This is a genomic window from Aurantimonas sp. 22II-16-19i, from assembly GCF_002088275.1.
Lineage (GTDB): Bacteria > Pseudomonadota > Alphaproteobacteria > Rhizobiales > Rhizobiaceae > Jiella.
On sequence record NZ_AQQS01000007.1, the window covers coordinates 91,348 to 117,173 of the forward strand.

At 66.4% G+C, this 25,826-nt stretch carries 22 protein-coding genes, 1 tRNA gene and 3 pseudogenes; 10 read left to right on the forward strand and 16 right to left on the reverse strand.

The window, feature by feature from the left end; all coding sequences use genetic code 11:
- Window positions 1-89: 89 nt before the first annotated feature.
- Window positions 90-2,042 carry a hypothetical protein gene (locus ATO4_RS08205; RefSeq protein WP_083590949.1) on the reverse strand — a complete coding sequence of 651 codons (1,953 nt, stop codon included), beginning with the start codon at window positions 2,040-2,042 and terminating at the stop codon, window positions 90-92.
- A gap of 506 nt (window positions 2,043-2,548) precedes the next feature.
- Here ATO4_RS08205 and ATO4_RS08210 point away from each other — a divergent pair.
- Entirely contained in the window at window positions 2,549-3,244 is a 696-nt protein-coding gene (locus ATO4_RS08210) for an HAD-IA family hydrolase (protein WP_083590950.1), read from the forward strand.
- A 254-nt stretch (window positions 3,245-3,498) separates the two neighbouring features.
- Window positions 3,499-3,573, forward strand: a tRNA-Val gene (locus ATO4_RS08215).
- An 84-nt stretch (window positions 3,574-3,657) separates the two neighbouring features.
- Here the strand turns inward: ATO4_RS08215 and ATO4_RS28265 are convergent.
- The 11 genes and pseudogenes from ATO4_RS28265 to ATO4_RS08270 form a co-directional block, all read right to left on the reverse strand.
- Window positions 3,658-4,256: pseudogene (locus ATO4_RS28265) on the reverse strand (IS3 family transposase); the annotation flags it as partial.
- Between the two features lie 99 nt (window positions 4,257-4,355).
- Complete coding sequence (locus tag ATO4_RS08225) at window positions 4,356-5,498, reverse strand: phosphatidylserine/phosphatidylglycerophosphate/cardiolipin synthase family protein (protein WP_139802320.1); 1,143 nt, start codon at window positions 5,496-5,498, stop codon at window positions 4,356-4,358.
- Between the two features lie 206 nt (window positions 5,499-5,704).
- The gene (locus ATO4_RS08230) at window positions 5,705-6,319 is read right to left on the reverse strand and encodes a DUF892 family protein (RefSeq protein ID WP_210191040.1); all 615 of its coding nucleotides are present in this window, start codon (window positions 6,317-6,319) and stop codon (window positions 5,705-5,707) included.
- 106 nt (window positions 6,320-6,425) lie between these two features.
- The gene (locus ATO4_RS08235) at window positions 6,426-7,838 is read right to left on the reverse strand and encodes an NADH-quinone oxidoreductase subunit N (protein WP_176222911.1); all 1,413 of its coding nucleotides are present in this window, start codon (window positions 7,836-7,838) and stop codon (window positions 6,426-6,428) included.
- A gap of 4 nt (window positions 7,839-7,842) precedes the next feature.
- Window positions 7,843-9,345, reverse strand: a complete 1,503-nt coding sequence (locus ATO4_RS08240; RefSeq protein ID WP_083590956.1) for an NADH-quinone oxidoreductase subunit M — start codon at window positions 9,343-9,345, stop codon at window positions 7,843-7,845.
- A gap of 3 nt (window positions 9,346-9,348) precedes the next feature.
- Window positions 9,349-11,295, reverse strand: a complete 1,947-nt coding sequence (locus ATO4_RS08245) for a proton-conducting transporter membrane subunit (RefSeq protein ID WP_083590957.1) — start codon at window positions 11,293-11,295, stop codon at window positions 9,349-9,351.
- A 3-nt stretch (window positions 11,296-11,298) separates the two neighbouring features.
- Window positions 11,299-11,604 carry an NADH-quinone oxidoreductase subunit NuoK gene (nuoK, locus tag ATO4_RS08250; protein ID WP_083590958.1) on the reverse strand — a complete coding sequence of 102 codons (306 nt, stop codon included), beginning with the start codon at window positions 11,602-11,604 and terminating at the stop codon, window positions 11,299-11,301.
- Between the two features lie 12 nt (window positions 11,605-11,616).
- Window positions 11,617-12,219 carry an NADH-quinone oxidoreductase subunit J gene (locus ATO4_RS08255; protein ID WP_083590959.1) on the reverse strand — a complete coding sequence of 201 codons (603 nt, stop codon included), beginning with the start codon at window positions 12,217-12,219 and terminating at the stop codon, window positions 11,617-11,619.
- Window positions 12,210-13,130, reverse strand: a complete 921-nt coding sequence (locus ATO4_RS08260; RefSeq protein ID WP_083590960.1) for an NADH-quinone oxidoreductase subunit H — start codon at window positions 13,128-13,130, stop codon at window positions 12,210-12,212. Before ATO4_RS08260 ends, ATO4_RS08255 begins: the two co-directional genes overlap by 10 nt.
- The gene (locus tag ATO4_RS28655) at window positions 13,127-14,185 is read right to left on the reverse strand and encodes a hypothetical protein (RefSeq protein ID WP_139802321.1); all 1,059 of its coding nucleotides are present in this window, start codon (window positions 14,183-14,185) and stop codon (window positions 13,127-13,129) included. Before ATO4_RS28655 ends, ATO4_RS08260 begins: the two co-directional genes overlap by 4 nt.
- A gap of 62 nt (window positions 14,186-14,247) precedes the next feature.
- Window positions 14,248-14,595, reverse strand: a complete 348-nt coding sequence (locus ATO4_RS08270; protein ID WP_245308637.1) for an NADH-quinone oxidoreductase subunit A — start codon at window positions 14,593-14,595, stop codon at window positions 14,248-14,250.
- A gap of 336 nt (window positions 14,596-14,931) precedes the next feature.
- On the opposite strand from ATO4_RS08270, the gene ATO4_RS08275 reads away from it, so the two are divergent.
- The 3 genes from ATO4_RS08275 to ATO4_RS28660 are packed head-to-tail and all read left to right on the forward strand — an operon-like array spanning window position 14,932 to window position 15,796.
- Complete coding sequence (locus ATO4_RS08275) at window positions 14,932-15,279, forward strand: hypothetical protein (RefSeq protein ID WP_083590962.1); 348 nt, start codon at window positions 14,932-14,934, stop codon at window positions 15,277-15,279.
- Window positions 15,280-15,290: 11 nt separating this feature from the next.
- Window positions 15,291-15,677: a rhodanese-like domain-containing protein gene (locus ATO4_RS08280; RefSeq protein WP_245308639.1), complete on the forward strand. Its 387-nt coding sequence runs from the start codon at window positions 15,291-15,293 to the stop codon at window positions 15,675-15,677.
- Complete coding sequence (locus ATO4_RS28660; RefSeq protein WP_280940485.1) at window positions 15,674-15,796, forward strand: hypothetical protein; 123 nt, start codon at window positions 15,674-15,676, stop codon at window positions 15,794-15,796. Before ATO4_RS08280 ends, ATO4_RS28660 begins: the two co-directional genes overlap by 4 nt.
- A gap of 165 nt (window positions 15,797-15,961) precedes the next feature.
- On the opposite strand, the pseudogene ATO4_RS08285 reads toward ATO4_RS28660, so the two are convergent.
- Window positions 15,962-16,239 (reverse strand): annotated as a pseudogene (locus ATO4_RS08285) (transposase); the annotation flags it as partial.
- Between the two features lie 382 nt (window positions 16,240-16,621).
- On the opposite strand from ATO4_RS08285, the gene ATO4_RS28275 reads away from it, so the two are divergent.
- The 5 genes and pseudogenes from ATO4_RS28275 (at window position 16,622) to ATO4_RS08315 (ending at window position 21,432) form a co-directional block, all read left to right on the forward strand.
- On the forward strand, window positions 16,622-17,278 hold the full coding sequence (locus tag ATO4_RS28275; protein ID WP_280940487.1) for an FkbM family methyltransferase: 657 nt from the start codon (window positions 16,622-16,624) through the stop codon (window positions 17,276-17,278).
- A gap of 91 nt (window positions 17,279-17,369) precedes the next feature.
- A pseudogene (locus ATO4_RS26970) lies at window positions 17,370-18,000 on the forward strand (DDE-type integrase/transposase/recombinase).
- A gap of 446 nt (window positions 18,001-18,446) precedes the next feature.
- Window positions 18,447-19,139, forward strand: coding sequence for a DUF1007 family protein (locus ATO4_RS08305; RefSeq protein WP_176222905.1), 693 nt, complete (start codon window positions 18,447-18,449; stop codon window positions 19,137-19,139).
- A 134-nt stretch (window positions 19,140-19,273) separates the two neighbouring features.
- Complete coding sequence (locus ATO4_RS08310; RefSeq protein ID WP_083590968.1) at window positions 19,274-19,678, forward strand: hypothetical protein; 405 nt, start codon at window positions 19,274-19,276, stop codon at window positions 19,676-19,678.
- A gap of 332 nt (window positions 19,679-20,010) precedes the next feature.
- Window positions 20,011-21,432, forward strand: coding sequence for a PepSY domain-containing protein (locus tag ATO4_RS08315; RefSeq protein ID WP_083590969.1), 1,422 nt, complete (start codon window positions 20,011-20,013; stop codon window positions 21,430-21,432).
- Window positions 21,433-21,525: 93 nt separating this feature from the next.
- Here the strand turns inward: ATO4_RS08315 and ATO4_RS08320 are convergent, their stop codons facing one another.
- The 3 genes from ATO4_RS08320 to ATO4_RS08330 all read right to left on the reverse strand — a co-directional run bounded on the left by ATO4_RS08320 (window position 21,526) and on the right by ATO4_RS08330 (window position 25,777).
- A complete protein-coding gene (locus ATO4_RS08320) occupies window positions 21,526-22,920 on the reverse strand; it encodes an FAD-binding oxidoreductase (RefSeq protein WP_083590971.1) in 1,395 nt (464 codons plus the stop codon).
- A gap of 185 nt (window positions 22,921-23,105) precedes the next feature.
- Window positions 23,106-24,536: a dihydropyrimidinase gene (hydA, locus tag ATO4_RS08325; protein ID WP_083590972.1), complete on the reverse strand. Its 1,431-nt coding sequence runs from the start codon at window positions 24,534-24,536 to the stop codon at window positions 23,106-23,108.
- 20 nt (window positions 24,537-24,556) lie between these two features.
- Window positions 24,557-25,777, reverse strand: coding sequence for a cysteine desulfurase-like protein (locus ATO4_RS08330; RefSeq protein ID WP_083590974.1), 1,221 nt, complete (start codon window positions 25,775-25,777; stop codon window positions 24,557-24,559).
- Window positions 25,778-25,826 lie beyond the last annotated feature (49 nt).

The following is a 25,826-nucleotide window of genomic DNA, read 5'->3' on the forward strand; positions in this document are numbered from 1 at the left end:
TTCAGGGCCTTTGGTTTTGCATCGGAGAGCTGGTTCTCAGCCTTCGGGCCGATGCGCCAATGGCCTTCAGCGCGACATGTGGTCTGGCATCAGGCCGTGACTGCGACCCATGCCGTTCCATTGTAGCGATATTCGCCGTGCCCGGTTGCGAGGGCGTCGAGGTAGCGGGAGTTGGCTTTCACGACGCGGGGCATGGCGGAGTATGTGTTTGGGTCGCCGAGACCCGTGATCAGGACCCGGTTGCCCTGAGTGTCCTCATACTGGTACCCGGCACCACCATTCGCCCACGCCGCCGTGACGGCGTCGCACCATTCGTTGGTGCCTGCGGTGATCTTGTGCTTGACCCCGGAATAGAATCCGTACTTGAAGCCGAACTCGGGGAAATTGTGCTTGTTGCCATAGAACATATAGTTGCGTGACTCATTGGCACGGGACCATACGTAGATCATCTGGTCGTCGTTCGTATGCGCAACGTAGTGCAGCGTGTTGCCCGACACGATCCAGCCGCCGTCGCTGTTCGGCCCGTACTCGATGAGCACTGGTTGTCCGATGGAATCGGGATTCGGGCCCCGAGGCACATCATTGACTTTTTGTGTGGAGCCGTCGTCCAGATAGAGCAAGTTGTCACTGATCGTGCCCGTTCGCCCCCAGCCTACGAAAACCAGAATGTCGCGCGAGTTGATGTGGCCGTGCTTGTACGAGAAGCCTGGCTCGTTGCCCTCACCCCGAACCAAGACGCCGATCTTGCCGAAATTCGACACGCAACGAATGAACAATCCGCCCTCCGACTTACCGGAGGTGTCGAAAATGATCGGCGCGCCGGCGGCCACACTGGCGCCGTCCACGGAAGTTCCGCCACCGCACCGGAACAGGGTGTCCATCGCAACGAAGCCATAGCAGCCGCGAACGTGCAGAGCACTTTCCGGCGTGTAGGCGATCCAGTTGTTCCGGTATGCATTCGCAGTGTCCGATTGCTGCGCCGTGATCAACTGGTTCGCACGACTATCCTTGATAATCGAGCTCCACAGTCCCTCGAGGTCGAACTGCCGCTCGAAATATCCCTGCGTATTGTCGAGGCTTTCGATCGAAATTCGCTCGAACGTCGCTTCGCGATGCCCCCGGAGCCCTGGAGCGGGGCTTCGAACGAGTTGGACAGCCGTTCCGCAATTGGCGAAACCCGTCGTGCTCTGGGATGCGGCACGAACGCCGAAGTCCTGCATCCGGAAATTGCACCACTTGGTCGCGTTCGTCATCTCGAAGCGCAAGGCGCCTCGGTGGTTGACATCGCCATTGACCACGAATTGCGTGGCCTCGTCGCCGGCACCGGCCATGCGAAGGCGTAAGTGGTCACTCTGCTGCCAGTCGACGGCACTGTCCATTCGGAACTTGCCCTCCGGCAGGATGACCTGCCGCCCGGAGTTGATGCCGGCCTCGACCGCAGAGATGATGGCGGACGACTTGTCCGACCCGAGATTGCTCGCACTGACGTAATCGTCACCGTGGACGCCATAGTCCTCCGCGAACAGAAAGTGCTTGTCGATGAGGGGAATCGCCGTGAGAGTTCTGGGAGTGGAGAGGGCCCCGTCGTACCACTTCGTGCCGTCACACCAGATCACGGCGCTTTGGTCCTTGATCAGAACGATCCCCGCGCTGCCCTGGATGGTGGCGCCGCCCTGCGGAGTGATCGTGACGGAACCGGCCCCCAGCGCCATCACCCTGACCTGGAAGCCCGGCGAAACTTCGGAGAGAAGTGGCAGCGACACGGTTGCCGGGCCGGCGGCATTGATCGAAACCGTCTTTCCCCGATCCGTCGCTTGAACGGAATAGTCAGTGACCTTCATCAGCATTTCGCCAGTAATGGCATTTTCCGCCCCGGCCAGTTCCGCGAGTTCCGCATCCACCGCATGAATCGCCGAGCGCATCCGATGGGTGTCGGTCTCGCGAGCATTGTTGGCCTTGTGAACCATCGGCCAGCCGAAATTCGGCGTGCGGTCGTCGATGACGGGTTCGATCGTGGGTTCCTCGAAATCGGTCATGTTCATCTCACAAAAAATCCGCCCGGAGGCGGATGAAGGGAAGGGTGAAAAGAGCGCAGTCGAGCGTGGCTCGGTTCGCCGGAGCTGCTTTGATCGTGTGACGAAGAGATTTGCTGCGCGCCGCTGCGCGAACCGGCTGGTCGAAAGAGGATCGGATGAGTGTTTTACGCCCTCCCCGGAAAGGTGGAGGTCATGCACCTTCGAGCTTGAGACATCGGCTGACCGATGCCTGTTCCTCCGTGGCGGGCGAACCACGCCCAGCCCCCGCGCCGTGCGTCAAAGCATTGGAACGGCACGGGAACTCGTCACGCGCATCCAGAGACATTCTGCACGGACGCGACCGTCCGTTCGAACGGATCGTTCTGACCTAGCAATCGGTATGTCTCTGGATGTTCTTCTTTTGTACTCTCGCTTGCGTCACGCTGCAAGCCGAAATTATGGAGTAGGCTCGCCGCGGCGGTTACACATTGCCGGCCTCCGCTCGGGCTCACTCACCGCCAAGGACCGACACCATGACGTCGCCCCATTCCCCCCTCGCGATCTTCGACCTCGACGGCACGCTGATCGACACGGCGCCCGATCTCGCAGCCGCCCTCAATCACTGCCTCGGCGAGGCCGGCCACGAAGCCGATGCGCTGGAGGTCGTGCGGCCCCATGCCGGCCATGGCGCCCGCGCCATGCTGGCCGCCGCCTATGAGCGCCGCGGCCTCGTCCTGTCCGAGCCGGAGATGATCGAGGCCCTCGACCGCTTCCTCGGCCACTACGAGGCGCATATCGCCGATCGCTCCCGGCCCTATCCGAACGTCGTCGCGGCGATGGACGCTCTCGCCGCCGCTGGCTTCGGCCTCGCCGTCTGCACCAACAAGCGCGAGGGGCTGGCCAGGCTGCTCCTCGACACGCTCGGCCTGTCGGCCCGCTTCGCCGCCATCTGCGGCGCCGATACGGTCCGGTTCCGCAAGCCGCATCCCGGCCATGTCACCGAGACCATCGCGCGGGCCGGCGGCGCCCCGCAAAGCGCGGTGATGATCGGCGATTCGGCGGCCGACATCGAGGCGGCCTTCGCGGCGGGCATTCCGTCCGTGCTCGTCGATTTCGGCTATGCGCCGGACCGCGCCGCCCGCGACAAGGCCTCGGTGGAGATCGGCGACTATGCCGAACTGACACCCGCGCTTCTCCACCGGCTCCTCGCCGCCCGGCCGACCCCATGATCCGGCGGCCCGGCTTGCGGTCCGACCGGTGGGTCCGAGGCCGGCACCGGAAGACAGCACCGGCACATCGCGCCGTACCATCACGCGATCGGATATTGACGGACGAGGCCGGTGCACCCTATAGGCTGTTCCTGCGTCGCCAGTCGGCGCCGAGCGCGGATTCCAGGACAGTGTGAGGCGGACCTTCCGCCGGAGCCGCGCGGGATGTCAGGCGGTCTTCCGTCCCTCCATCGTCAGGGGACGAATCGCCACCAGGGCGCGTAGCTCAGCGGGAGAGCACTTCGTTCACACCGAAGGGGTCACAGGTTCGATCCCTGTCGCGCCCACCATTGATTTCAAAGGGGTTGCGTACGACCTTGGGGTCTCCTTCGATCCCAATATTCCCGCCCGCACACGAAATTCCTGACAGTCCCCTGGTAGATCGCCGCCAGACCCATCCTGGCCATCAACCGCCGCACCCGCTTGCGGCCGACCGTGTATCCTCGGCGGCGCAGATGACGGACCATCTGCTCGGATGCGTACCACGGCGTTTCCAGGAACTGCTCGTCGATCAGCCGCATCAGGCTGAGGTTTAGGGGCACTCTCACCTTTGATCGAGCCGTAACAGGCCGACCGGCTGATCCCGACGAGCTGGCACTGGCGCAAGATCGCCAGACCCGTGTGCCCAGGCTCGATCATTTCCCGCTTCCGTGCCACACTCATCGACCGAGGCCTTTGCTATCGAAGCAAAGACCCGTGGCTCTGCGAAGCATGGCGTTCCACCACCAGTTGGCCGATCTTCGAATGAAGCCTGTCGATCTCCGCCTCCCGGCTCGCTTCGACTGATTCGGCCTTGCCCGATAAACCCCGGACATGCCTTCCATCGCCGTCCTACGAACCTTCCAGGCGTTGGTCATCGTCTGGTGAACGGGTGCTTGGCGGCGAGCGGCGCCAACCTCATCTCGCCACGGATTGCCTCCACCGCAACCTTCGCCTTGAATTCCGTAGAATATCGCTTCCGTTTTCCCGTCATCGGGTTCGTCCCCCTATCTCGGGCGAACGAAGCTTATACCAACTGTCCGGGAAACCGGGACCACCTCAGTCCTCGACTCCCATCGCTTCGTCCCGCGGTTCACAACCTCCGCGAATGCGAAAGATCGCGATCGATCTGCTCCTTCATCGCAGCGATGAAGGCAGGGCGATCGCTGACGATGCCGTTCTCGACGTTCATGCCGAAGCTGAGAATGTCGAGGTTGAAGCTGCTGATCATTCCCCACGCGCCGTCGACGATGGCGAGCTTGGCGTGGATCATCGTCGGTTCGTAGAGCCATATCTCGGCTCCCCGGCGCGCGAGAGCCCTGCCGAAAGCGTGGGAGACGACGTCGACCCATGCATGATCGCTGCGCGCCGGCAGAAGCAGGCGAAGCTCGGCCCCCCTTCGCAAAAGCCGACACATGGCGCGCCAGAAGGTCCGATCCGGGAAGAGGTAAGGCGTCGTCAGGAAGACCGAGGTCCGAGCCTCGGTGATCCGCGTCAGGAGCTCGCGATAGATGTCCTGCCGACTCGGACGGACCGGCTCGCTCAAGACATATCGCCAGTCCGCTGTCGGATTCTGAGGCCCCTGCGCAGAGGGCTCCTTGCGGTCCGCCCGCCCGCCGGCAAAAGCCCAGGTTCTCTCGAAGGCGGACGCGGCGGCGGCGACCACCGGCCCCTCGACACGCACCATCGTATCGCGCCAGTCGGCCATGCGATCGTGGAAGCAGGACCCACCGACCATCAAGTGCTTCTCGTCGCAGAGAACGGTCTTGCGGTGCAGCCGGTGCAATCCGCTGATCGGACGCCGACGAAGCGCTGAAAGGCTGTTGTAGGAAACGATCTCGCCGCCTGCCCGCCTCAGTCTCGCTCCGTCGGGGCTGTCCGCCAAGCCACAGCTACCGAACGCATCCACGAGGACCCGCACCCGCACCCCCTCGCGCGACTTCGCCGCGAGCAGGCGCAGCAACCGTGATCCGATCCCGGTTTGCGCGAAGATGTATTGCTCGATCGAGATGCTGCGGCGTGCGGCATCGCAGAGTTCGAGCGTAGCGTTCCAGTTTTCCTCGTTGCTGTGGAAGAGTTCCCACGGATGGTCGACAGCGGTGACAGCCGCTCCTTGAGCGGCCGAGCCGTTCGCACGGTGTTCGATCACGCTGTCAAACTCACGGATGATCTCCTTGCTTCCGATAGTCCTCGACACCGGCACCGTCTGGAAGAAGCCTTCGGCTTCGGCGACCAAGTCCGTTCGGCCTCGCAATGACGACGCACGAGAGCGGATGTCGGCGCCCACGTCGATTTCTCAGGGCGCCTTTACGAGAAAGCCGGCAGGCTGTCATGGGGCAAGGCCGGCGCGGGCAGTCACGAGCATGTTCCCCGGAAACATGTTCCCCGGAGCATTGTCCACCCGGCTGGGCGTTGAGCGCAAGCCAGCCCGACATGCCGATGTCAGCTCTCGGCCTCCTTCTCGGCGCCGGCGGGATTGACCATTCCGACCGCGATGTCCGTCAGAAGATCGTCCGCGTCCTTTTCCTCTCCGAGAATACCGCTCAGAATCTGATGGTCGTTGTCGAGCCCCAGGATCTTCGCATAGGTGGCGAGCGTGCCGTAGACCGCGATCTCATAGTGCTCGATGCGCTGGGCCGAGGCGATCAGCGCCGCATCCCGAAGCGGCCCCGCAGCGACCATGTCGGCCATCGTCTGCGCCTGCTCGATCAGCACCTTCATCGACTGGTCCTGGTGTGCCTTCAGATCCGCGCCGGCCTCTTTCAGCAGCGCCTCGACGCTTTCCAGCTGTTCCCGCGTCGCCTCGAGATGCTGCTCGAAAGCCTGCCGCAGTTGCTCTTCCGATGCCGCCTTCGCCATCTTCGGCAGGGCCTCGGTCAGAAGCGCCTCGAAGCTGCGCGCCTCCTGCAACTCGGCAACGTACAAATCTCTCAGTCCGCTGATCATCATGGTGGCCTCCTGTTTGATGATCGGAAAGGCCCGAAGGTGGGCGAGAGTTGCATGATCGGCTCCCGGACGAAGGTTGTTTCCACGGTCGGCTAAGGAGCGTCCGCCCATTTCTGCGGAACCGGCGCCGGAGACTCGCTCTCACGCTGCAGTTCCGTCACGGGGAACCTTCCGGCCCAATCCGGGGGGATCGACCTTGCATGACATCCGTTTGGCATCAGCTTGGCAGCAGGATCGCTCCCATGAGCGGCGCCAGGATGACTTGTGCGAGGACGCCGGTCGCGACGACGGCCGCGACCGCCATGCAGAGGGCGGCAGCCGACCAGGATCCGAGCCGATGCACCTCTCCCGCCGGCTCGCGCAGAACCATCGGTGCCACGAAGCGCAGATAATAGACGAGCGAAACCACCGTGTTGAGGATGGCGACGACCGCCAGCCAGCCATAGCCGCCATCGATCGACGCGAGGAAGAGTTCGAGCTTGCCGACAAAGCCCCCGAGCGGGGGGATGCCGACCAGCGAGAGAAAGGCGAGGATGAGCGCGATCGCGGCGAAGGGAGCGGACTTCAGGAGGCCGGCATAGTCGTCGCGCAGGGTGCGCCCTCGCAGATGGGCAATGGCGGAGAATGCGGCGAGATTGGCGGCGGTGTAGCCGAAGAGGAAGACGACGAGGGCCGGCATCGCCTGATCGCTGAGGCCGACGACCGTGACCGCCATCAGGAGATAGCCTGCCTGGGAGACCGACGACCAGCCGAGCATGCGACGCATGTCGTCCTGCCACAGGGCGGCAAGATTGCCCAGGGTCATGGTGACGACGGCGAGCGCGGCAACGAGCGGCCGGATGGCATAGCCGGCGTCTGGAAAGAGCGCGACGAGGCGCGCGAGCGCGATGGCAGCGCCGATCTTCGGCACCACGGTGAGGAATGCGGCGGAAGGGACGGGCGCGCCTTCGGCGACGTCCGGCAGCCAGGCATGGGCGGGCACCGCGCCGAGCTTGTAGGCCAGGCCGACGGTGACGAGCCCGAGACCGACGAGAAGGAGGGGCGAGGCCTCTCCCTCAGCCAGTGATGCCGCGATCTCGCCGAAGCCCGGCGCGCCGAGCATGCCGATCATGAAGATCGCGCCGAGGGCCAGGGCGGTATTGGCCAGCGCACCGACGAGGAAATACTTCATCCCCGCCTCGACCGACAGCGCCCAGTCGCGGTGATAGGCGGCCAGGACGTAGCCGGTGGCCGAGGAGAGAAGCACGCCGATCAGGACGAGAAGCAGGTCCAGCGCCCCGGCCAGCGCCATGGCGCCCAGCGCGGAAAAGAGGAGCATGCCGTAGTATTCGCCATGCCGCCGGTCGGTGGCGAACCAGCGCGGCGCCAGCAGCACCGTCACGGCGGTCGAAAAGAGGATGAGGAGCCGGCCTTCGATGCTCGCCATGTCCAGCGCGAAGGTCGCGGAAAAGGTCGCCCGCGCCTCGCCATTCGCCTGCATGAGCAGAAACACGGCGGCAATCGCAAGGCCCGCGAGCGCGACAGGCGCGCAGGTCCATTGCAGGTGTCGCGGCAGAAAGCTCGCCAGGAGCACGATGGCGACCGCCGTCAGAAGAACGGCGATCTCCGGCAGGATATCTCCGAGCGGCATCATGCTATTGCGGCCCGCCTGAAGCCTGGAACGGGGCGAAGGCCGAGCCGGTCTGGATCATGTCGATGAGCCAGCCGGGCAGAAGGCCGATGAGAACGACGAGCGCGAGGAGCGCCACGAGCGGCCAGATCTCGGCGGGCTTCAGATCCTTGATCGCGGCGATCTGCGGAGCGGTCTCGCCGAAGAAGATCTGCTGGCCCATCGACAGGAAGAGCGCGGCGGTGACGACGAGGCCGACAAGCGCGATCGCCGCCACGACGGGATAGACGCCGAAACTGCCGGCGAAGATCTGGAACTCCGCGACGAAGCCCGCCAGCCCGGGCAGGCCGAAACTGGCGAAGGCGGCGAGGAAATAGACGACCATCAGCAGCGGTGTGACGCGGGCGAGACCGCCATAGCGCGACAGCTCATAGGTGCCGGTGCGGGTGTAGAAGCTGCCGGCGATCAGGAACAGCGCACCGGTGATCAGCCCGTGGGCGACCATCTCCGTCACCGCGCCCGACAGCGCCAGCCTGCGCACCGCGTCAGGGCCGACCATCGCACCGGCGGCGGCGATGCCGAGCACCGTGTAGCCCATGTGATTGACCGATGTGTAGGCGATGCGGCGCTTCAGGTTCGTCTGGCCGAGGGCGACGAGCGAGCCCCAGAGGATCGCCACCAGAGCGACGAGCGCGAGCGGGAACGCATAGGCCGCGAAGGTCTCCCGCATCATCTGGAAGGGAATGCGCACCATGCCATAGGTGCCCATCTTCAGAAGCACGCCCGCCAGCACCGCCGAAGCCGGCCCCGGCGCCTCCACATGGGCGAGCGGCAGCCAGGTGTGGAACGGGACCAGCGGCGTCTTGATTGCGAAGCCCACCAGAAAGCCCAGCAGGATCAGGCTCGAGCGCAGATCCGTCCCGCCCAGCGGCTGGGCGGCGATCAGCGCGCGCATGTCGAAGGTCAGCGTGCCGTTGGCCAGGACGAGGCCAAGGATGGCCAGCAGGATCGCGAGCGACCCGGCGAGCGTGTAGACGAAGAATTTCAGCGCGGCGTACTCGGCCTCGCCATGTCCCCAGCGACCGATCAGGAAATACATGCCGACCAGGGTGAGGTCGAAGAAGACGTAGAAGACCAGGAGGTCGAGCGTCAGGAACAGGCCGAGCGAAACGCCCTGGAGAAACAGGAACCAACCATAGTACTGCCGTGCGCGGCCCTTGGTGTCGGCGGGCCAGGCAATCGCGCAGATGAAGAGAAGCCCGCTCATCAGCGAGACCGCGAGCGACATGCCGTCGACGCCGACCCGCCAGGCGACGCCGAGGGCGTCGATCCAGCCGATCTCGGCGACCGACTGGAAGTCGGCGGCCCCGGGTCCTGAGTCGAAGCCGATCCAGACGATGACGAGACACAAGAACGACAGGGCCGAGGCGCCGAGCGCGACGAGGCGGGCCTCGCGATTTCCCGCATCGGGCCAGACGAACAGGCCGAGCGCGGCGAGAAGCGGAATGAGGATCGAAAGCGTCAGCATGGATCAGGACAGGCTCAACAGAAGGAGAATGGCCGCGCCGGCACCGAGCGTGGCAATGGTGTAGTAGTGGTGGGACAGGCCGGTCTGGAGGCGCCTCGCATCGCGGCCGCTCTGGCCGACGGTCTGGGCAAGGCCTTCGACGAGGCCGTCCGCCAGCCATTCGCCGAACCGGCTCGTCGCGCCCGACAGGATGCGGACGAAGCCGCTCGTCCAAGCAACGAGGCCATCCGCGCTGGCCTCGCCGCGTTGGCGCAAGACCCATGAGGCCTGCCGCCCGCCCAGCGCCACGAGCCGCACGGTGCCGTCGATGAGCATGTCGTCGAGCCTGGCGGCCTTTCCTGCGAGCCAAAGAACGGGTTCGGTGATCGCGGCGTCGATCACATTCGGCAGGCCGAGCCACCGGGCTGCCTCGGCAGCGGATCCGTCGGCGCCGAGGGTCCGGTGCTGTCGCGCGATCAGCGTGCCGATCAGAAGGCCGACGCCGACGCCGATCAGGGACAGGACCAGCGTGGCGAGGCTCGCCTGCGGAAGCGCGGCCTGCAGAACCTCCTCGGCCAGGGAGCGCAGCGGCGGCAACCAGAGAAGCGAGGTGAGGAGAACGAGGCCTGCAAGCAGCGCCATCGCGCCGATCTCGACACGCCGGGCACGCGTTTGCGGCAAGAGCGGCGGCGCCTCGCCTTCGTCCCCCCCATCTTCCGCTGGCGGCCCGAAGGCGGACAGCTGAAACCGTGCGGCATAGGCAGCGCTCAGGGCGCCGGCGAGGATCACGGCGCCGGCCGCCCAGAGGCTCCAGTGCTCGGCGGCGGTGACGATCGCCTCCTTCGTCCACCCGCCGCCGGCGGGTGGCAGGCCAGCCAGCGACAGCGCGCCCGTCAAGTTCAGGATGGCCGCAGGCGGCATGACGCGGCCGAGCCGCATCGCCGAAAGGTCGTAGCTGCCGGTCCGCTCCTGTGCCAGACCCGCGGCAAGGAAAAGCAGCGCCTTGAAAGCGGCATGGGCGACGAGATGCAGCAAGGCGACGCCGGGATAGCCTGCGCCCACCGCCACGAACATCAGCCCGTAATGGGCGGAGGTGGACGCCGCCAAGAGGCGCTTGGCGTCGATCTGAAGGAGCGCGACGAGGCCGCCGGACAGGGCGGTCGCGGTACCCACGGCGACCATCGCCCCCGGCAGCCCCGGCACGGAGGCGAGGAACGGCTGGAGACGGAGGAGGATGAAGGCCCCGGCGGCGACCATGGTGGCGGCGTGGAGCAGCGCCGAGACCGAGGTCGGACCCGCCATTGCCCGGAACAGCCACGGAGAGAAGGGCAGTTGCCCGGATTTCGAGGCTGCCGCGAAAAGCAGGCCGAAGCCGGCGACCCCCGCCGGCACGCCGGACATGCCCGCAAGGCCGTCATAGGAAAGGGAGCCGGTCGCCGCGAAGACCGCCATGGCCGCGGCGAACAGTCCGAGATCGCCGAGGCGCGTTGCGAGGAAGGCGTAGAGGCCGGAGGCGACAGTGTCGCGCTCGCGCCATTCATGTCCGATCAGGAGATACGAGCAGAGACCCACCAACTCCCAGCCGATCAGAAGCGTCAGGAAGTCCGCCGCGACGATCAGAAGCTCCATGCCGCCGACGAAGACCAGGAGGAGGGCGACGAGCCGGCGCAGCCCCCTCGCCGCTTCGTGAAAGGCGGCATAGGCGAGGACGGGAAGCGCGATCAGCGGCACGAGGATCGCCATCGCACCGGCCAGCGGCGGCAGTGCTGCCGTCAGGCCAAGCGGCTCGTGCCAGACGATGTGGCCGGTCCAGCCTCCCGCAGCGCCGAGCGACGCCACGGACGCCGTCAGCGCCATGGCGACGAGCCCCAGGCCCATCAGCCAGATGCGCTGGCGCGCACTCCCGTCACGCGGCGCGACGGCGGCCGCGATGGCGAAGAGCACGGGCAGAAGGGGCAGGACGAACGCCATCGCTCAGTGCTTCATCGTGTCGAGGCTTTCGGTGACGTCGGCCTGCCGCTTTCGCCAGACCGCGGTGACGAGGGCAAAGCCGATTGCCATGTCGACGGCCATGACCGCCATGATGATCACCGCCAGAAGCTGGCCTTCCGGCGCGCCGGCCATGGTATTCGCCCACAGGCCGATGACGGCGAGAAGCCCGCCGTTCAGCATCAGTTCCAGCCCCATCATCAGCATGACGAAGCTCTGCTGCGACAGCGCGCCATAGAGCCCGATCGCGATCAGGGCCGCGGCGACGATGAGAACGGTGGCAAGCGTCACGGGTCGGCCTCCCTAGTGGTGGTGGTGGTGGTGCCCGCCGCCCGCTTCGGGCTGGCGTCCGGCGGGTGGTCCATCCGGCGCAAGGCCGGGCGGCATGGAGCCCTGATCGGCCGGTCCGAAGCGGCCCGAGCGCGAGGAGAGAATGACCGAGCCGATCATGGTGGCGAGCAGCGTCACCCCGGCGGTTTCGAAGATCAGCATGGAGGGCCCGAGAAGTTCGATGCCGAGATCGCGCACGACCGGCGCTGCGGGATCGACGGGCCTGTTGGGAAAGCTCGTGAAGAGGATCGCGGCGGTGAGTCCGACGAAGGCGAGCGCGCCGGCGGTGATCGAGAAGCGGTGCTGATGCACCATCATCATCGGGTTGAGACCGGCCGGGTTCATCATGAACATGACCATGAAGAGGGCCATGACCATCATTTCGACCGCCATCATGAAGATGGTCGCGACCCCGATATAGGGGGCTGCCAGCATGACGATGATCAGGCCGACCGCGATGAAGGACAGAAGCAGGAGGAAGGAGGCCCGGACCATGGAATCGGTGGCGAAGACCCGCCATCCGGCGATGATCGCGACGGCCGAAAGGGCGAAAAAGACGAGATCGGTCAGCCCCATAACAGCAACTCCAGACCGACCGAAAGAAGCATCAGGAAGGACAGCGGCAGCAGCGCCGTCCAGATCAGCCCCATCATCCGTGCGGGCGGCATGCGGGCGAGGAGATTGCCGGCCGCGACGAGGATCAGGAGGACGACGGCGGTCTTCAGAAGGAGCCAGACGAAGCCCGGCAGGAGCGGCCCGAGATAGCCGCCGAGAAAGGCCGTCGCCGTCACCGCCGAGACCGAGACGAGCATGGCGAGCCGCGCGATGCGCCAGGCAAGCAGCGCCGGGCCCGAGACGTCCGCCGTCGTGCCCCCTGCGAGATCGGCCGGATCGGCATAGTCGAAGGGGCCACGCAGGCTGATCGCGAGGCCGAGCATCAGGAAGAGGATCAGCCCCGCCGGCTGGCGCAGGACGTTCCAGACCGTGCGCTGTGCCTCGACGATCTCGGTGAAGCCGAGGGACTGCGCCGGCAGCGCCGCGCCGATCAAGACGAACATGGAGAGAAGCATCGCCGGCAGCGCGACCGCCACGTAGCGGTAGGCGCCGATCAGCGGCAGTGGTGCATTGGCAGACCAGCCGAACATGAAGACGGCGACGATGGTCAGCGCCTCGCAGCTGCCCCAGACGACGATGCCGACCTCGCTCGGGATGACGACCAGGCCGGGCCCGAAGGGCACGACCGCAAGGCCGACGATCGCCAGCGCGAGATAAAGAGCGGGTGCGAGCCACAAGAGGAGCGCGTCGGGCGCCTCGGTGCGGATCCGTTGGGTCTTCAGGAGACGGGCGGCCTCCGCGAGCGGCAGACGCCAGGAAGGGCGGGTCTGGCCAGCAAGAAAGGCCGGAATCATTCTCTCGGCGAGCGCTGCGCCGGCGAGCCCGATCGACATAAGAATCCCGAGAAGGATGACCGCGACGATGCCACTCATGGCCCGCCCCCATGGTCCACGTCATGGTCATGACCGCCGTGACCATGACGATCACTGCGATCATGGTGCCTGTGACCGGTGTCTTCGTGGCCGTCGCCGTCCTCGTCAGCCTCGTCCTTGACGACTGCCAACGCCGCCAGCCTCTCGTCGTCGAAACTGTTGAGAAGCAGCATCGCTTCGGACCATTCGAGGCCGGGAAGCAAGGACGAAAGATGCGCCGAAGCAGGAAGGTCGGGCCGTGGCGCGGCGGTCGCGCCATCCACGAGGGCCAGAAGATCGGATAAGCGCGCCCGCACGTCCTGTCCCTCGATGGCGCCGAGACCCGGCGGGATCGCGAGGGCCGCTCCCGACCAGCGGATGGCACGTTTGAGGCCTTGAAACGCGGGCGCCGGCGGATCACCCGCCGCGAGCCGGGTGCGCTGGCCGAGCGCCGGCAGGCCCAGGAGATCGAGAAGCCGTGCCAGCCGCAAGCGAGCCGCCGCGGGGCCATCCTGTCCCGGTTCCTGCATCAGTGGCGGTCGCAGAACCCTGACCGACTGGATCACATCGCCCTGAAGCGTCATTTCGAGCAACAGACCCGGCGGAAACATCGGCAGAAACGGGCCGAAGCGCGCCGTGTATGCGTCGAGCGCCAGGCCATCGCGCCAATCGTCGGCGGTCATCGCCATCGGCCGGCCATAGGGCGTGCCGCCCATCATGCCCTTGCCGCCCTGTCCATGCGGCCCGATGGCCTGCCAGGGATTGGGCGGCACGTCCTTCAGGAGGTCCGGCTCGCTTCGCCGGTCGCCGCTCGCAAGCCGGGCCCAAAGCCGGACAAGGCGATCCGCCGCCGGCGTGTCGACCCCGAGAATGTCCGCGCTTCCCAACGCTTCGCCCACCCCGGCATTCCAAAGAAGCGTCGCGCGCGGATGCGGCAGCTGGTCGTGCAGACGGCGCAGATCCTCCCGGTCTTCGTGGCGCATGGGACCGGCGACCAGGAAGATCGCGGCATGGCGCGGTGTCGCCACGCGCTCCAGACGCGTGTCCGTGAACAGGAGATCGACCCGGTCGCGCATTCCCTCGCCGATCGCCGCGAAGACAGGCGCCGGCGCCTCGCCGGCCCACAGCCGAAGCGCGCCTACTGCCACCGGAACACGCCCTCCCGCCAGGCATAGACGATGCCGATGGAGAGGATCGCCAGAAACATCCCCATTTCCATCATCGCCTTGCCGCCTTCTTCGACGAAGACGACGGCCCAGGGATACATGAACATCATCTCCATCTCGAAGGCGATGAAGAGCAGCGTCATCGAGTAGTAGCGCACATGGTAGCGCTGCCAGGCATGGGTGTCGGGGGTGCCGCCGCCGAGATAGGGCAGCTGCTGCGGCGCCGTGGCAGCGCCACCGCGCGCGCCGAGCCGCCACAAGGCAAGGGTGGCAACTGCCGACATCGCCGAAACAACGAGAATTTTCGAGACCAGATCCACGAACCGCTCCCTCACAGCTTCCCGGTGGCACAAGCCCTGAGGAATAAAGCGCACAGGATCGGTTTCAATGACGCCGCCAGCGCTTACCGATAGAAGCCGCCGCGCAATGCCCATCGGCGATCAAAGACAAATCTTTGATTTTACAACGGTATCATCGATCTTCAGGCGACTGCACTTTTCGCTGTTCTTGCGCCAGTGGACACCGAACGAACAACCGACGAGATCCTCCGCTTTTCCCGGGATCGAGGGCTCGAGATCGTGCGTGGGCTCGACACGCACCCGCACGCAGATCATCTCATGGCCGCCGCCTGTCTCGAGGATACATGGGGATCGAGCATGGCCGATTTGCCCGACGGCGACGCCGCGCCGCTCTGGAACTCGGTCCAGACGATCCTTGCTCTTCCCATGGAGAAGCGACGGTACGCCGGCCACGATCATGGAACCGACGAACGCCAAGACATCTTGTGGGAAGAGACCGTGTCCGACCACAGGCGCAACAGCAAGCGTGTTGCCGATGGCATCTCGAAGGGAGAGTTCGTCACGACGCGCACCGAGCGTGACAAGACCCTCTCCCTGCCCGACCGGATGCTGCACGCGCTGCAGGTCAATCTCAGGGCGGGCCACCGGCCGCCGTCGGAGGCTGGCGGCCTTGTCGACATGAAGATCCCTGTGAACAGGCTTTGAAGGAGGCTCCGATGCCCAAGACCATGAAGGATTTCGTCGCCGAGGCCCGCGCGAGGACCAACGGTTCCGTCCAGCCAGACAAGGTCGATGGGCTGGTGCTCGACGTCCGAGAGCCGCACGAACTCGATGCTGACGGCCGGGTGCCGGGCGCCGTCCATGTTTCCCGCGGTTTTCTGGAGGCCAAGGCCGACGTGACCAACGACGCCGGCGAGAAGGCTCTCCATGAAGCCCATGCGAGCGGCCGGGCGGTTCACGTCCTCTGTGCCTCCGGTGCGCGGGCAAGCCTTGCCGCGGCGACGCTCAACGATATGGGCTATGTCGCCAAGCCGATCGAGGGCGGCCTCAAGGCCTGGCGCGACGCAGGCCGGCCCGTCGAAACAGGAAAGGCCGGATCATGATGCATGACGGTTCCGGCATGGGCACCTGGATGCCCTTCGGCATGGGACTCTGGGGCATCCTCTGGCTGGTTCTCCTCGTTCTGGGCATCGCTGCGCTGGCGAAGTATCTGCGCCGCTGAAGAGCAGGGGGCATGAGAAGATGCCGTTGGCCAAGCGTCTCGCCGGCACCGGCAGCGATGAGATCGAAGGGGCGCGGAAGGCCGCGCAGGCCTCGGCCGATCAAGGCATCGCAGTCGTGTGATAAAGCTCTCTGAGGTGGTCCCGGTTTCCCGGAGAGGCTGGCGGTAGCTGCCCTTGCGCAGCTTCGCGATCTCCAGCACGATCCTTCCGGCGCGGGTATCCCAGTCGCGCTCCCGATAGCCGTTCCGCTGCACCTCCCGCAGCGGCGAACGCGCACCCTTCGCGGCGCCGGTGCGCGCTTGCACCTCCATCTCCATGATGCGATCGGCTGCGAAGGCCTGCATGTCGTGAACAGTCCGTCCGAAGGAGACACGCGGCTCCGAAGGACGTTGTCGGCCCGCTTCTCAATCAGCTCGATCAACGCCATTCCTTCATCGGCCATCGTCGTCTCCATTCCGGTTCCAGGTGTTGCAACCCGAACCTTCTCGAAGTTCGGCGATGACCGCCAGCGCTACCGTCGGCCGCGCGCGGCCTCCTACGCCACCCGGCGGGACACGACCGGCGCGATGATGCTTTTCTGTACGACCGCTATAGCTTTTTGTGCAGCCCTGAATATGCTGCGGCGCAAATCCATCAGGGGATGCGACGTGGAAAACAGGTTCACTCAGCTCGAAGCTCAGAACGCGAAATCGATTCAGCGCCGCGACGAGTTTCGCCGTGCCGTGCATGCCGGGGAAGCTCACCCCAACGCTTACCAGACCCTAAAGCACGAGTTTCCGTTCCACGGCTTCGTCGAATGCCGATCAGGTGACCTGACCTTCAGTATGTTCAGCGCGAATGACGACGTGGTCGCATGGCAGTTCTTTTGGGGCGGACGAGACAGCTACGAGTCGGAAATCATCGCTAAGTGGGCTGAGTGGGCAAAGTCGGCACAGAGCGTTCTGGACATCGGCGCCTACACCGGGTTGATGTCGATCATTGCAGCGATGGTGAACCCGGATTGCGAAATCCACGCGATGGAGCCCATCCCGCAGACCGCCGAGCGCGCCCGAATCAACCTAAGGGCGAACCAGGTTGAGCGGCAGGTGACCATCCACAATCGCGCCGCAGCGAATGAATCTGGGCCGGAAATGATCAATCTCTACCGCGGCGGCGATGTGCTCGGCGCCGGGAACTCCATCCACGACAAAGGCGGGAAGAAGATATTCAACCGTCAGATGATCCAGACCGTGAACGTCGACCAGTATCTCGGCCACAAGCGGTTCGATTTGATTAAGGTTGATGTAGAGGGATTCGAGACCCATACCCTAATGGGGCTCCGGCGGATCATGAAGCGCGACCGGCCGAAGCTTGTATTGGAGCTCTGGAAGGAAAATGAAGCCGATGTGTTCCGGCTTCTCGACACGCTGGAATATCGCTACCAGCCGGTCGAACGGGAACCCGTTCGGGTGATGAATTATTTCTGTGAGCCCATGGAGTAGTCCCGAAAGAGTTGGCTCGGCGAATCTGGATAGCGGGCTGAGTGGAATGTCTGCCTGAAGACGGCGACGATGGCCGTGAACCGAAGAGACGATGACCAAGAGACCGCGCCGGAACCACAGCCCGGCCTTCAAGGCGAAAGTCGCGCTGGCGGCAGTTGGCGGGGACAAGACCCTGGCCGAGTTGGCGCAGCAATTTGACGTCCACCCGAACCAGATCACGCAATGGCGCTCGCAGCTTCTGGAAGACGCCGCCGGGGTTTTCGGGTCGCCGTCTCCGGCCGCGGCCGAGCCGGTTGATGTGAAGACGCTGCATGCGGCGATCGGCGAGTGCTGAGCTGGCGGCTGTCGGTCACGATGCAGGCCGGCTTTTGCATCGAGGCCTTGAAGGAGGCGCTGGCCCGCTTCGGCAAACCGGAGATTTTCAATACGGATCAGGGGTCGCAGTTCACAGCATCCACTTTGCGACTGTGCTGCTGGCGAGGGACATCAAGTTCAGCATGGACGGCAAGGGCGCCTGGCGCGACAATGTCTTCGTCGAGCGGCTCTGGAAATCGGTCAAATACGAGGAGGTTTATCTGCGGGTCTACGAGACCATCAGCCATGAACGAGCGTCGATCGGCAGATACCTCGACTTTTACAACGGGCGACGTTCGGATTCACGGCTGGGAGGAAAAACGCCCGACCAGATCTACTTCAACCAGCCGCTTCTCGCAGCGGCGTGAACCCGGCAGACGATCCACTTATCAAGCCGCCGAGGCTGTTCAGACGAACCGAGTCATCTCTATCGTCGAAGACGTCCATCTCGACGGGATACTCGACCGCATCTGCGTCCCGTTCCTCGTCACCCATGGCGGGAAGGACAGCCAGTCTCCAGCCCGTCAGCTGGCCCCCGCCGTCGCCCTCGACCTCCACGGGCGTCGACGAAGACATGCCGGTGAGCGAATGCCGGTCCGGCGAGCAGGCGACGGCGAGGAAGGCGGCGAGGAGGCGGAGATGTCGTGTTCCCGTCATTCGGTTCCGTCCCGTCCGCTGCGCCGCGGGGCGATCGCCTCGACAATGTGGCGACAAGCCGGAGCGACGGCTGCGCGGGCCTCCTCCTGCCGCGGCCTTGTTCTTGCCATGGCGCCCTGCTGCAAGGCGCAGGAGGTTGCACTGCGGAGAGATGGGCATGCTGCGAAGACGCCGATCACGGCCGAGCCTCCGCGCTCTGATCGCGGCGGCTTGCACGGGCTTTTTCGCCGTCCCGGCATCGGCCCACCCCCACGTCTTCGTCACCGCCTCGGTGCAGTTCGTCGGCAACGATAGTGACCACCTCACAGCGATCCGCACGGCCTGGGTGTTCGACGAGGTGTTCTCCTCCTCGCTGCTGTTCGACTTCGACGCCAATGGCGACGGCACGCTCGACGAGGGTGAATTGAACGCGGTGGCCGGAACCGTGCTCGGCTCGGCAAAGGAGTATGACTTCTTCACCTTCCTGAAGAGTGCCGGCGTGACAAATGCCGGGACAGCGCTGGCGCTATCGCCACCGGATCACTTCAGCGCCCGCTTCGAGCAGGGCCATCTCGCGATCCTGACGCAGATGCGGCCCGAAAAGCCGGTGCCGCTCGCCGCCGCCGAACTGACGCTGTCGATCTACGATCCCAGCTACTACGTCTCCTTCGACGTGGCGAGCAAGGAGCAGGTCAAGTTGACCGGCCTCCCCGCCGCCTGCCGGGCGACGTTGGATTCCACCCACCCCAGCGAAGGCGCGACGGCCTGGATGAACCAGGTCGCGGGCCTCGGCAAGTCGCAGAGCATCCCGGCCGACGGCATCAACTACGCCGAACTCCTGTCGACGCGGGTCGCCCTCGATTGCCGCTGAGGCGGAGAGCTGAAGGTCTCTGCGGCGCCGACGTCTTGAGCTGACGCCGGCCTTGCCGTAATCGTCGGAATGGTTCGGCCGCGCGAGTCGGTGGGATCGTCGATCCCGCCCCGCCGCTCACGGTTCCGGCCCTCATGTTCGCCTTCCGACGTCTTCTGGCCGATCGATCGAGCGCCCTTGCGGCGATGCTGATCCTCGTCCAGGCCGTCCTCTTCCAGGGCGTCGGGGCACTGTTTGCCTGCGCGGCGAGCGATGCCGCAACGGCCACCGGCGCCTTCGTCATCTGCCATGATGCCGGCAGCCGGACCGGCGAGGCGCCCTCGCCCGCCCATGACTGCTGCAGCGACTGCCAGTGCGCCATCGCCTGCGCCGGCCAGGCAGCCTTCCTCACCCCGCACGATGCCACGCGGCCGATCGCGGTCGCACCCGCCGCGGCCTCGGTCGCGGCCCGTTGGACACCCCGCGCCGAAGCGTTCGGCCCGCGGGCGCCGCCTCCGGGCCTGCCGCTCCAGCGCGGCCCACCGCAAAGCTCCATCTGAACCGGCCGGCCGCGGCTCCTGCTGCGGCCGCCGCCGGCTGGTGCGCGCGCGGCGTCCCGATCCGCCAGTGATCTGGCCAGTGATAGGGCGCGACGCCCGCCACCTGCGCCACCGTCCCAGCGCTGCACCCGCCGCCGCCCGTCCGCTTCGTCGCGCGGGCCGTCAGGCGGCGGGGCGCTGCGCGTCGACGCTCATCCTCCCGTTCGAGCCGCCCGCCTCGCCCGCATCGCCGGCACGCCGCCTGAGCCTCTCACGCAAACCCCTAGCGACGCCGCGCGATCCTGCCTCGCAGACGCCGCCGCGGCTCGCTTCTCCCCTCTCAAGGAACCTCCATGTCCGACATTTCCCTCGACCGCGCCGGCTCGGCCGAACAGAGCGGCTCGGCCCCGGCGCTCTACCGCGCCGTCTGGCGATGGCATTTCTATGCCGGCCTCTACGTCGTGCCGTTCCTGCTGATGCTCGCCGTCACCGGGCTGATCATGCTGTGGATCGGCGTCCTCGACGGCCGCGACGGCGAGCGCAGCCTGAGCGTTGCGCCCGGCCAGCCCGTCGCGGTTTCCGTCCAGGCGGACGCAGCCCTTGCCGCCGTCCCCGGCGGCACGCTGAAGCAGTACCTCGCGCCGCTGGCGGCCGACCGTCCGGCGCTGTTCCGCGTCGATCGCGGCGACGATGCGCGCATGGTCGCCGTCGATCCCTCGACCGGCCAGGTCCTCGACAGCTGGCTGCGCCGCGCCGGCTGGTACGTGTTCGCCGACGAGATCCACGGCACGCTTCTGATCGGCACGGTCGGCGACCGGATGATCGAGATCGCCGCGGGCTTCGGCGTCGTCCTCGTCGTGACCGGGCTCTATCTGTGGTGGCCACGTGGAGAGAGCGGGCTGCGCCGGATGCTGGTGCCGAACCTTGCCGCCCGCGGCCGCCGGCTGATGAAGTCGCTGCACGGGACGCTCGGCTTCTATCTCTCGGTCGTGCTTCTCGCCTTCCTCGTCTCCGGCATGTCCTGGACCGGCATCTGGGGCGAGAAGTACACCCAGGCCTGGAGCACCTTTCCGGCGGCGAAGTGGGACGCCGTGCCCCTGTCGGACGAGACTCATGCCGCGATGAACCACGGTGCCATGAAGGAGGTGCCCTGGGCCCTCGAGCAGACGCCGATGCCGGCCTCCGGCTCGATGGCCGGCCATGCGGGCATGCCGGCCGGTACCGCCGTGGACATCGATACGATCGCGGCGCTTGCGAAGAAGCTCGGCTTCGGCGCCGAGGGCCGCTTCCAGGTCAACCTGCCATCCGGCGAGACCGGCGTCTGGACGATCTCGCAGGATTCCATGAGCGACGATTCCCCCGATCCCACCGTCGACCGCACCGTCCATGTGGACCGCTTCACCGGCCGCATCCTCGCCGATGTCGGCTTTGCCGACTATTCGCTTCCCGGCAAGGCCATGGCGGTCGCGATCGCGCTCCACCAGGGCGACATGGGCGGCTGGAACGTCGCTCTGAACACGCTGTTCTGCTTGGCGGTCATCGTCATGGCGGCGAGCGGCATCGTCCTGTGGTGGATGCGGCGGCCGAAGGGGCGCTTCGGTCTCGCAGCACCCGTCCTTCACCACGAGACGGTGCCGATGGCGAAGGGCGTCGTCCTTTTGACGCTGCTTCTGTCCGCGCTGTTTCCGCTGGTGGGCGCGACGCTCCTCGCCGTCCTTGCCCTCGACCTCCTCGTCATCCGCCGGATCCCGGCGCTGAGGCGGGTGCTCGACTGAGGCCGACGGGGCATGATCGGGGCGCCGCGAGCGTGGCGATCATGCCCCGGCATTCGCGAGGACGCAGCGCCGGAAGCCGCGAGACGCCCGCCGTCAATCTGGCCTGCGGCGGAACACCTTGCCCGGATTGAGGAGGCCACCGGGGTCGAGCGCGTGCTTCAGCCGCTCCTGCAGTCGCAGCTGCGCGTCGGCAAGCAGACGATAGGCTTCTTCGAGCCGGTACTGGCCGATGCCGTGCTCGGCCGAGATCGAACCGCCGAACGAGGCGACGACGTCGTGGACGAGCCGGTTCACCCGGTGACGGGTCGCCTCGTCGACGCCGAGGACGTTGAAATGCAAGTTGCCGTCGCCGACATGGCCGAAGACGTTCGGCTGAAGGCCGGCGTCCAGCTCGGCGAGCGCCGCCGTCGCCGCCGCGACGAAGTCCGGCAGTGCCGCGATGGGAACCGAGACGTCGTGCTTGGCCGAGGGCCCGGTCTTCGCCTCGGCCTCGGTCAGGCTCTCACGCAGGCGCCAGAAGGCGGCGGCCTGCTCGCCGGAGGCGGCGATCGTCCCGTCCTCCACCAGCCCCGCCTCCATCGCCGCCTCGACGAAACTCTCGAAATCCCCCTCGATGCTGGCCGAGACGCTGGCCGCCTCGATCAGCAGCATCCAGGGCGAGACCGGGATCGGCGAGGCGGTTTTGAGCGCCGTCTCGACGTGGCGGACGGCGGCGCCGGACATCAGCTCGAAGGCCGACAGCCGCTCGCCGACCCTGTCCACCGCCAGCTCGTAGAGCGTCAGCGCGGTGGCGACGTCGGCGACCGACAGCAGCGCCGCGCAGACATGGCCGTTGAGCGGATGGGTCTTCAGGACGGCGCGCGTCACGATGCCGAGGGTGCCCTCGCTGCCGACCAGGAGCTGCGGCCAGTTGAGGCCGGAATTGTCCTTGTGGAGCGGCGTGACGCCGCCGACCACCGTGCCGTCGGCCAGCACCGCCTCGAGCCCCAGGACGAAGCGGCCGGTCATGCCGTAGCGCAAAACGTTCGCGCCGCCGGCATTGGTCGCGACGACACCGCCGATGGTGGCCGAGCCGCTGGCGCCGAAGGAGATGGGCAGGTCGCGGCCGACCGCGCGCAAGGCATCGCGCACGGTGTCGACGATGGCGCCGGCCTCGACGGCGACGCTGAGACCGACGCGGTCGATGGCGAGGATGCGGTTCATCCGCTCGAGGCTGAGGAGGAGGTTGCCGCCGGACCCATCGGGCGTCGCGCCCGCGGCGAGGCTGGTGCGGCCGCCCTGGGGAACGAGGCCGAGCCCGTGCTCGCGGGCGAGCGCGACCACCGCGACGACGTCGTCTGTCGAGGCAGGGCGGGCGACCGCGAGGGCGCGGCCATGAAAGCGTCCCGTCCAGTCTTCCAGATGGGGCTGCATCCCGGCCGCGTCGGCGACGACACCCCTGTCGCCGAGGACCGCCCGCAAGTCTCGCAGGATACCTGCCTCGTCCATGCTCCGCCTCCGTCTTCGCGCTCGGGGCGGCGCGCGAACGAAGCCCGATGGCCGGCCGCGGCACGATGCCGCCATCCGCAGGCGTATCAAATCCCCGGCCCGCTGCACCAGAGCATGTTCCGGAAAACTTCGCCGCGCTGATCGGTGGCGCTCGGAAATGCCGCGCCGTGCGGGAGGCTCCGCGATCAGGCGCCGCTGCCGGAAAACCCAAGCATGCCGCCGCGATCGGCAGGGCGCTCCCGCGGAACGTACCGTCCGCCCCGGGCTTCGCCGGTCAGCTGGCCGTCGGCCATGACGACGCAGCCGCCGAGGATGACGGTCGTCGGCCAGCCGGTGATCTCGATCCCCTCATAGGGCGAATAGTCCGAGGCGTCGTGGAGGTCGGCGTGGCGGATGGTGCGCCTTTGGGCCGGATCCCAGATGGCGATGTCGGCGTCGGCCCCGATGGCGATCGTGCCCTTCCTGGGATAGAGACCATAGGCCTTGGCATGGTTGGTGGCCGACAGCGCGACGAAGCGCGGCAGATCGATCCGCCCCTTCATGAAGCCTTCCGAAAACAGGATCGGCAGCCGCGTCTCGACGCCCGGGATACCGTTCGGGATGTGGCGGAAGCTCTCCTTGCCCCTGGGATTCAGCTTGCCTTCGGGATCGTCGTAGCGGAACGGGCAGTGGTCGGAGGAATAGAGGTCGAAGACGCCCCGCTCGATCCCGTCCCAGCAGGCGTCCTGGCTCGCCTTGTCGCGGGGCGGCGGCGAGCAGACGAACTTCGCCCCCTCCCAGTCCATGCCGTCGAGATCGTCGGCGGTCAGCATCAGATATTGCGGGCAGGTCTCGCCGATCACCTTGCGGCCACGTTGTCGGGCCCGCTCGATCTCCTCCATGGATTCCCGGTTGGAGACGTGGACGATGACCAGCGGCACGTCGACGATCTCGGCCAGCGACAGCGCCCGGTGGGTGGCCTCGCGCTCGGCCGCGATCGGCCGGGTGGTCGCATGGGCCCGCGGTGCGACGTCGCCCTCGGCCTCGTGCCGGCCGATCAGATAGCGGATCGCGTCCTCGTTCTCGCAGTGGACCATGACGAGGGCGCCGGTCCGCCGGGCGGTGTCGAGGACGCCGAGGATCTGGGCGTCCGAGAGCCGCAGATCCTCATAGGTCATGAACACCTTCAGCGAGGTGTAGCCGTCCTCGACGAGGGCCGGCAGTTCCTGGCCGAGCACCTGATCGCTCGGATCCGAGACGATCATGTGGAAGGAGACGTCGGTGTAGCAGTTGCCCTCGGCCAGCGCGTGATAGTCGTTCAGCGCCGAGCGCAGCCCCTCGCCCTTCTTCTGCAGGCAGAAGGGCATGACGGTGGTGTTGCCGCCGAAAAGCGCCGAACGCGTGCCGCTCTCGAAATCGTCGGCCATGACGATGCCCTCGCCCGAGGGCTGGGAGATGTGGACATGGCTGTCGATGCCGCCGGGCAGGACATAGCGCCCGCTCGCATCGACGGTTTCCCTGGCGACGCCGAGATCGCGGCCGATCTGGACGATGACGCCGTCCTGGATGGCGACGTCCGCCACATAGACGTCGGAGGCGGTGGCGATCGTGCCGCCGCGGATGAGAAGATCGAACATTGCCGGTGATCCTCCTGCCGTCAGAGCTTCGGCTCGAGCGCGGCGACGAGGCGGTCCACCTCGTCCAGCGTGTTGTAGTGGACCATCGACACCCGCACGACGCCGTTCTGCCCCATCAGACCGAGATCGTCGATCAGCCGGTAGGCGTAGAAATGGCCATTGCGGATGCCGATCTTCGCCGCGTCGACGGCCTCGACCACAGCCTTGGAATCCTGCGGCTCGACGGTGAAGCTGACGGTCGCGACGCGGTCCGCGATGGCGCTGGACGGGCGCCCGATGATGCGCACCGAATTGCGGCTCTGCAGGAAGTCCATCAGCCGGGCGGTGACGACGCGCTCCTGTTCGGCGATGCCGGCAAAGCCGGCCTCGATCGCAGCGTGCCCCTCGCCCGCCCCGGCCTGGCGCCCGAGTTCCTCGACATAGTCGACCGCGCCGATGGCGCCCCAGGCCGCCTCGTAATTGATGTTGCCCGGCTCGATCTTGTAGGGCACCGACTTCCTGGTCATGAAGAAGTGGTAGATGTTGTCGAGGGCGAGAAGCTTGTCCTTCGGGCTCCACATCACCGCGAAATGCGGGCCGAACACCTTGTAGCTCGAGAAGACGTAGTAGTCGCAGCCCAGAGCCTTCACGTCGATCGCCCGGTGCGGCGCATAGGCGACGGCGTCGACCACGACTTCGGCGCCGGCGGCGTGGGCGATCGCGGCAATCTCGGCGATCGGGTTGATGGTGCCGAGGATGTTCGAGGCATGGGTGACGCAGACGAGTTTCGTGCGCTCGGTGAGGAGATCCTTCAGGCCGTCCAGCTCGAGCTCGAAGCTGTCCGGGTCGACGTTCCAGAACTTGACGACGACGCCGCGCTCCCGGTGCTTCAGCCACGGTCCGATATTGGCCTCGTGGTCGGCATTGGTGAGGATGATCTCGTCGCCGGCCATGAGCCTGCCGGTCATGGCCTCGGACAAATAGCGAAACAGCGCCGTCGACGAGGCGCCCATGACGATCTCGGAGGCATCGGCGGCATTCATGAAGCGTGCATAGGCCCGGCGCGCCTCGCGCACCCGCTCGGCCGAGGCGAGGCTCGGGGCATAGCTCGCCCCGGTCTGGACGTTGGAGGTCAGGAGATAGTCCGACACCCGCTCGGCGACGGTCCGGAGCACCTGGCTGCCGCCGGCATTGTCCATGAACACCCATTCGCCGGCGAGCGCGGGAAACTGTGACCTGACGAATTCGAGATCGAGAGCCATCGAGGCTGCCTTTCATGCGACGGGCGCCGGCTTGAAGCACAAGCGGCGC

Bases quoted from the DNA above. Each gene is read 5' to 3' on its own strand.
- ATO4_RS08330 (WP_083590974.1), bottom strand. From the start codon at position 25,777: ATGGCTCTCGATCTCGAATTCGTCAGGTCACAGTTTCCCGCGCTCGCC.
- ATO4_RS08310 (WP_083590968.1), top strand. From the start codon at position 19,274: ATGTTCGCCTTCCGACGTCTTCTGGCCGATCGATCGAGCGCCCTTGCG.
- hydA (WP_083590972.1), bottom strand. From the start codon at position 24,536: ATGTTCGATCTTCTCATCCGCGGCGGCACGATCGCCACCGCCTCCGAC.
- ATO4_RS08260 (WP_083590960.1), bottom strand. From the start codon at position 13,130: ATGAGTGGCATCGTCGCGGTCATCCTTCTCGGGATTCTTATGTCGATC.
- ATO4_RS08305 (WP_176222905.1), top strand. From the start codon at position 18,447: ATGCTGCGAAGACGCCGATCACGGCCGAGCCTCCGCGCTCTGATCGCG.
- ATO4_RS08235 (WP_176222911.1), bottom strand. From the start codon at position 7,838: ATGCCGCTCGGAGATATCCTGCCGGAGATCGCCGTTCTTCTGACGGCG.
- ATO4_RS08275 (WP_083590962.1), top strand. From the start codon at position 14,932: ATGGCCGATTTGCCCGACGGCGACGCCGCGCCGCTCTGGAACTCGGTC.
- ATO4_RS08230 (WP_210191040.1), bottom strand. From the start codon at position 6,319: ATGGGCGGACGCTCCTTAGCCGACCGTGGAAACAACCTTCGTCCGGGA.
- ATO4_RS08320 (WP_083590971.1), bottom strand. From the start codon at position 22,920: ATGGACGAGGCAGGTATCCTGCGAGACTTGCGGGCGGTCCTCGGCGAC.
- ATO4_RS08210 (WP_083590950.1), top strand. From the start codon at position 2,549: ATGACGTCGCCCCATTCCCCCCTCGCGATCTTCGACCTCGACGGCACG.
- ATO4_RS08280 (WP_245308639.1), top strand. From the start codon at position 15,291: ATGCCCAAGACCATGAAGGATTTCGTCGCCGAGGCCCGCGCGAGGACC.
- ATO4_RS28660 (WP_280940485.1), top strand. From the start codon at position 15,674: ATGATGCATGACGGTTCCGGCATGGGCACCTGGATGCCCTTCGGCATG.
- ATO4_RS08315 (WP_083590969.1), top strand. From the start codon at position 20,011: ATGTCCGACATTTCCCTCGACCGCGCCGGCTCGGCCGAACAGAGCGGC.
- ATO4_RS08205 (WP_083590949.1), bottom strand. From the start codon at position 2,042: ATGAACATGACCGATTTCGAGGAACCCACGATCGAACCCGTCATCGAC.
- ATO4_RS08245 (WP_083590957.1), bottom strand. From the start codon at position 11,295: ATGGCGTTCGTCCTGCCCCTTCTGCCCGTGCTCTTCGCCATCGCGGCC.
- ATO4_RS08255 (WP_083590959.1), bottom strand. From the start codon at position 12,219: ATGGGGCTGACCGATCTCGTCTTTTTCGCCCTTTCGGCCGTCGCGATC.
- ATO4_RS08240 (WP_083590956.1), bottom strand. From the start codon at position 9,345: ATGCTGACGCTTTCGATCCTCATTCCGCTTCTCGCCGCGCTCGGCCTG.
- ATO4_RS28275 (WP_280940487.1), top strand. From the start codon at position 16,622: ATGTTCAGCGCGAATGACGACGTGGTCGCATGGCAGTTCTTTTGGGGC.
- ATO4_RS28655 (WP_139802321.1), bottom strand. From the start codon at position 14,185: ATGCGCGACCGGGTCGATCTCCTGTTCACGGACACGCGTCTGGAGCGC.